Source organism: Microcoleus sp., assembly GCF_041354475.1.
Lineage (GTDB): Bacteria > Cyanobacteriota > Cyanobacteriia > Cyanobacteriales > Microcoleaceae > Microcoleus.
Genome location: NZ_JBGJZU010000021.1, coordinates 79,859 through 85,752 on the forward strand (window position 1 = coordinate 79,859; position 5,894 = coordinate 85,752).

The 5,894-nt window shown below is 46.0% G+C and carries 6 protein-coding genes; 3 read left to right on the forward strand and 3 right to left on the reverse strand.

Translation table 11 applies throughout. From position 1 onward, the window contains the following. Nucleotides 1-166: 166 nt before the first annotated feature. Complete coding sequence (gene purS, locus ACBR23_RS10835; RefSeq protein WP_341736833.1) at nucleotides 167-451, reverse strand: phosphoribosylformylglycinamidine synthase subunit PurS; 285 nt, start codon at nucleotides 449-451, stop codon at nucleotides 167-169. 138 nt (nucleotides 452-589) lie between these two features. Between purS and ACBR23_RS10840 the strand changes: the two genes are divergently transcribed. Further along, nucleotides 590-982 (forward strand): Fur family transcriptional regulator, encoded by a 393-nt coding sequence (locus ACBR23_RS10840; protein WP_341736834.1) that lies wholly within the window; start codon nucleotides 590-592, stop codon nucleotides 980-982. A gap of 202 nt (nucleotides 983-1,184) precedes the next feature. Here the strand turns inward: ACBR23_RS10840 and ACBR23_RS10845 are convergent, their stop codons facing one another. Continuing rightward, nucleotides 1,185-2,153 carry an SPFH domain-containing protein gene (locus ACBR23_RS10845; protein ID WP_341731645.1) on the reverse strand — a complete coding sequence of 323 codons (969 nt, stop codon included), beginning with the start codon at nucleotides 2,151-2,153 and terminating at the stop codon, nucleotides 1,185-1,187. 165 nt (nucleotides 2,154-2,318) lie between these two features. Continuing rightward, nucleotides 2,319-2,750, reverse strand: a complete 432-nt coding sequence (locus ACBR23_RS10850) for an NfeD family protein (RefSeq protein WP_371114524.1) — start codon at nucleotides 2,748-2,750, stop codon at nucleotides 2,319-2,321. A gap of 343 nt (nucleotides 2,751-3,093) precedes the next feature. Here ACBR23_RS10850 and ACBR23_RS10855 point away from each other — a divergent pair, with 343 nt between their 5' ends. Next, nucleotides 3,094-5,142, forward strand: a complete 2,049-nt coding sequence (locus ACBR23_RS10855; RefSeq protein WP_371114523.1) for a protein phosphatase 2C domain-containing protein — start codon at nucleotides 3,094-3,096, stop codon at nucleotides 5,140-5,142. A 205-nt stretch (nucleotides 5,143-5,347) separates the two neighbouring features. Beyond that, entirely contained in the window at nucleotides 5,348-5,785 is a 438-nt protein-coding gene (locus ACBR23_RS10860) for a hypothetical protein (protein ID WP_340520971.1), read from the forward strand. Nucleotides 5,786-5,894: the final 109 nt, after the last annotated feature.

Below are 5,894 nucleotides of genomic sequence, written 5' to 3' on the forward strand. Positions count from 1 at the left end.
AAGGGGGACTTTGAGTGTTCCGAGTTCTTGTGTTTTTAACAGAGACTTTGAATGCTCTTGTCTCCGCTTTTTAAGGCAGACTTTGAGAACTCTCTTGTCCCCCCCTTACCAAGGGGGGCTAGGGGGGTCTCCGGGTTGAAAAACACACCCTACGGTCGATCGCACTTTAAGCCCCCACAGTCTCCACTACCGCAGGAGCTTCAGTCAATTCAACGGAATAGTTTTCAATCACTGGATTGGCCAAAAGTTGGTCGCAAATGCGATCGAGTTGTTCGCGCGCCTCCGACTCGCCAGCAGCAGTCAGAGTCACTTCAACGTATTTCCCGATTCGCACGCGCTCAAAATTGTCGTATCCCATGTGTTGCAAACCAGACTGAACAGCAGTGCCTGCGGGGTCTAAAACCGAAGGGCGGAGGGTAACATAAATTTGGGCAAAATATTTTTGAGTCACAGCAATGTGTAGGTGATGCGAAAGTTAGAGCTATTTTATCCTACAACTAGGTGGCTGTTGCTCGATCGCCCTTTCCCCCAAGTAAGCTAGCCTAGAAACAGCGATAGATTTGATTCCAGCAGATTACACAAAAAAATTATGAGAACCAACCGCACCCGTAGTCAGGAGCGTATTTTACACTTGCTCAAGCACTTGAATCGATCGCTCTCAGCGCAGGATATATACTTAGAACTCCGTAACAGCGACCAAAGCATGGGCTTAGCAACCGTTTATCGCTCCCTCGACGGTTTAAAGCGAGAGGGGTTCGTTCACGTCAGAACTCTTGCTAGTGGCGAGTCTCTTTACGGTGCCGCCCACCAAGATCAACATCATTTAACTTGTCTGGAATGTGGCGCCTCAATTCCGATCGATGAATGTCCGGTTCACCACTTAGAAAGCCAATTGCAGCAATCTCATTCTTTTAAGATTTATTATCACACTTTGGAATTTTTCGGATTGTGCGATCGATGTACTCTCGCTCAACAATCTTAAATTTGGTAATTGGTAATTGGCAATTGGTAATTGGTAATTGGCAACTACTCGTTTACTCGTTACCAGGCTCTGCCTGGTAACGCAGATCCGGAGGCTCTGCCTCCAATTTTTGTGCTAAGAAGCGAGGCAGAGCCTCTAGGCATTGGTTCCCAGGCAGAGCCGGGGAACCAGTTAAACCTACTACAAACTATCAATTTTCAGACTATTTTTTTACCTCATTACTACTACCTTCCCCAACAATCGATCGCATTCCTTCCAGGGTAGCGGGAATGCTCCGCGGGTCCATAAACATCACCTTACTGCTGTCGCTGCTGCCAATTTTCAAACCCATATCGAGATAGTTTTGAGCTAACAAAAATTGTAAAGCTTCGCGAGCATTGGGGTCATTTTGTAGAGTTTTACCGATAATTTGTAAAGCCTCAGAAGTAGCTTGAGCTTTCAAAACCTGACTTTGGCGTTCTGCTTGAGCTTTCAGGACGATCGCCTTTTGTTGAGCTTCTGCTTCCAAAATAGTCGCTTTTTGGCGCGCTTCTGCATCCAAAACTTGGGCTTCGGCTTTACCTTTGGCGCTGTTAACTGCCGACTCCCGTTCCCCTTCCGATGTCAGAATTGCCGCCCGTTTACGGCGATCGGCTGCCATCTGCAATTCCATGGATTCCTGTACAGTTTTAGAAGGGATAATGTCGCGCAATTCTACCCGCGTCACTTTCACTCCCCAAGGATCGGTAACAATGTCTAAATCCCTGAGCAAGATTTCATTAATTTGAGAACGAGCTGTAAAGGTTTCTTCAAGGTCTAGTTGACCCATTTCCGCCCGAATTTGAGTCAGAACCATATTAACCATTGCTGACTGAAGATTTTCGACTTTGTAACAGGCTTTTTCCAAGTCCACAATCCGCCAGTAAACCACAGCATCCACAGTGAAGGAAACGTTGTCGCGAGTGATACAAGCTTGGGGAGGAATGTCTAAGACTTTTTCGCGGATGGTTTGTTCGTAAACTACTCGATCGAGAAACGGAGTTACAAAATTCAAACCCGGTTCTAGTTTCTTCCCACTGTATTTACCGAGAGTTTCTACCAAGGCTTCATTACCCTGATTGATAATCTTGACGGAACCTGCGAGGGCAGAGCCGCCTAATGCTAAAAATACAAACAAAAACAATTGTTCCACAGTGGACTCCTCATAATTTTTGAGTGTTGACTTTCCTTCCCCATTCCTTCCCCCCTTGGGGGGGGCTGGGGGGGATTGCCCCATGAACCATGAACCATTCCCAACTACCAATTCCCAATTCCCCATTCCCGATTCCCCATGAACCATGAACCATTTGGCATTTTTTTAGGAATTCAGCAAATTTTCTGGAACTACTATCAGAGTAGTACCTTTCCGTCCGACTACAATTACGTTTTGGTTGGGAGGAATAGCGGTGTCGCAATCTTCACAACGTGCTCGCCAAGAATTGCCTTCATAAATTACTCGTCCCGCTTCTCCGGGGGGAATTTCTGTTAAAGTTTTGGCTTCTTTGTCATCTTCGATCGCCCTTGTCTTGCCTTTTGGTATCAAACGCCTGGTAGTTAGCACAAAAAGTACCGAACAGACCATCCACAGGAATATTTGTAAATTAACGTAAGGTAAAGCTAAAGAAATTGCAGCTACGACGAAGGCGCTCAGTCCCATCATAAAAGCTACAAAAGCAGTAGGGAGAAATAGTTCTGCCAAACAGAGCAATGCCCCAGATATCAGCCAAAACAGCGTAGGATTCCACAGCATAACAATAGTTGGGGTAATAGTATTTTTGATTGATGAATTAAAGGATTACAGAATGGCTAAAGACTAACTCACTAAAGGTTTGCCACTTGCCGATCGCGTTGCTAGATTTTTGAGGTAGCTGGATGAAGTTGATGTGGCGATCGCCAGACTGAGCCTTCGATCGCCCTCAATACCAGTTTTAGTAACTTAGATTACAATTTTAGCCCATCGACAGTGGTGGAAATGACAATTTTTAGGAATTAAGAAAGTGATAGGGGCTAAAATCAGTTTATTCTCGCCCTATTAAATAGGGGCCAGGGAACTATATATCTTCAGAATGTTTTTACAAAAACTACCCGATATTATGATGAACACTTTCTCACAATCGATTTATTGCCCGAATCTTGGGTGTCCCGAACCCCGCAATACCTTTGGGCGACAGGAGTGCGTAGCTTGCTCCACACCTCTAATTTATCGACATTTGTGGGCGGTGGGACCTGATGTGGAGGAAGTGCCGCAAGGTAAGGCGATCGGCGATCGCTATTTGGCGATCGCGCCCCAAATATGGCTCGATAGCCGTCCCGATTTGCTTCCTAGTGTCCCAGAAGAACTGCCGGATGCAATTATCCCTTACCTCCACTTATATCCCCAAAGGCTTCATATACCTGAAGTATACGGTTTTTTTCAACTGGCAGAAGCAGCCCAAACCTTCGATGTACTCTTGCTCGAAAATGTACCCATCACCACTTTTGGTCGCCTATATCCTTCTATCTTAGAAGCTTGGTCGAAAACTAGCGCTGTGCGACAAGTTTATTGGCTTTGGCAAATGCTGCAACTGTGGACACCATTATCGGAACAGGGAGTGGCTTCTAGTTTGCTAGTACCGGAAAATTTACGGGTGGAAGGCTGGCGGGTGCGGTTGCTGGAACTGCATCAGGGCAATTTTGTGCCGACTTTGCGGGATTTGGGAGATGTGTGGTCTGGGTTGGTGGAATCGGCTCAACCCCAGGTAAAGTCGAGACTGGGAGAAATTTGTCGGTTTATGCGCCGCAGCAGCATGAATTTTGAGGCGATCGTCCTCGAACTCAATGATTTACTGTTAGAACAAGCCGCCCAATTACCTTTACATTTAGATGTGTTTGGGATGACGGATACCGGACCTCAACGTTCTCAAAATGAAGATAGTTGCTATCCGAATGCTGCGGATTTTAAATTTAGCAAAATTTCTGGAAGTGACAAATTGCTTCCTTATTTGACCATAGTTTGCGATGGGGTTGGAGGTCACGAAGGTGGAGAAGTTGCCAGTCAATTAGCGGTGCAGTCTCTGAAAGCTTTGATTCAAAATTTCATGGCAGAAATCGCTGAACAAGATGAGTTGATGATACCGACAATGGTCACAAAACAACTTCAAGAGATTGTGAGAGTTGTCAATAATGTGATTTCCGCTCAGAATAACGAGCAGGGAAAGGAGTTACGGGAGCGGATGGGGACAACTTTGGTGATGGCTCTCCAGTTACCTCAAAAAATTAAGGTTGTTTCGGAGGATGTGCGATCGAATAACGGCCACGAGCTCTATTTGGTGAATGTGGGAGATAGTCGCGCCTATTGGATCGCAGAAAATTCTTGCCAGCGGCTGACTGTGGATGACGATGTGGCTTCTAGGGAAGTGCGACTGGGACATAGTTTGTATTGGGAAAGTCAAAGGCGAAGCGATGCAGGAGCTCTGACTCAAGCCTTGGGCACGCGGGACGGCGATTTCCTGCAACCCACGATTCAGCGATTTATTGTGGAAGATGAAGGTTTGTTGCTGCTATGTTCCGACGGTTTAAGCGACAATGACTGGGTGGAGCAATCTTGGGAGAGTTATGGCCCTGCGGTACTTAAGGGCGAAATGTCTTTGGAGGTGGCCGTTGAGTATCTGATTAACCTGGGAAATGAGAAAAACGGTTATGACAACACTTCTGTAGTCATGACTCACTGTCGGATGTCGCCGGAGAAATTGATCTTATTTCAACCGACTGAGGAGTCAGCACCGATGTCGCCGTCGGTGTCATTGCAGATGTCAAAGCCCATGTCGGGTTCGGTGTCATTGAAGAAATCACTCTCGATGCCTCAGACACAGCCTCAGTCTCAACTTTCCGAATCCTCCAAACAGTTGCTGTACCCAGAAACTGCCCCCGCCGAGGAACCGGCTCAAAAACAACCAGGATTGCAGCGTTTGCTCCCGCTGCTGGGACTGTTGGCGATCGTGTTGGTTTGCGGTGGTTTAGGTTTGTGGGTGCGAAGCCTCCAAAATTCCGAACCAGTACCGGGTCAAGTTCCGCCACCGCCGGAAAGTCCCTCTGCTACTCCGTCGGAGCTTCCCTCACCCTCACCTGAACTGCCACCCCCCCCGCAGAGCACGTCACCTTAATAGTTAATAGTTATTAGTTAATAGTTATTAGTTAATAGTTATTGGTTAATAGTTATTGGTTAATAGTTATTGGTTATGGTTAATCCCAATTTAATAGGTTGTTAGTCAACAATCAACAATCAACAATCAACAATCAACAGTCAACAATCAACAATCAACCGTCAACAGTCAACCGTCAACAATCAACAATCAACAATCAATTAATATGGAAAGAGGTTTAATGTGGCTGCCACTGCTAGCAATTTTTATTTTTCTGGCTTGGGCTGGATGGAACGAGTATCAAAAACTGGAAGCCTATCGTGTGTGGGCCGAAAAGTTCGATCGGGCAAAGTACGATATTTATGCTGTACTCGGTCAGCAAGAAGATTGTTTAACCTGGGGAAAGCCTACTCGCAGTGGACCTGTGAACTTGCAAACTTTTTCCTTGAAAAATGTGCAGTCGCTGCAACTTTTAGTTAACGGCTCTGTGGTAGATTTAGAAAATCCGCCTAGTGCTGGAAGTCCGATATTCCTAGAATTTTTGTTAAAAGATACTAAAGATGCTGCTGCTGTCCAGGTTCCCTTTACAGAAATTCCTCTAGCGACTAAATGGTGCCAATATTTACAGCAGGAATTGCAGCGCTTTCTGCTATACAAATCCTAGACAAGTCTAGACATTTGCTTCTTGCTTCATTGGGAGCATGGGAGCGGCTATCCCTGGGCAAGCTTTCACGGTTTAGCCAACCGCGATAAATTAATGGCTGCATTCAAAT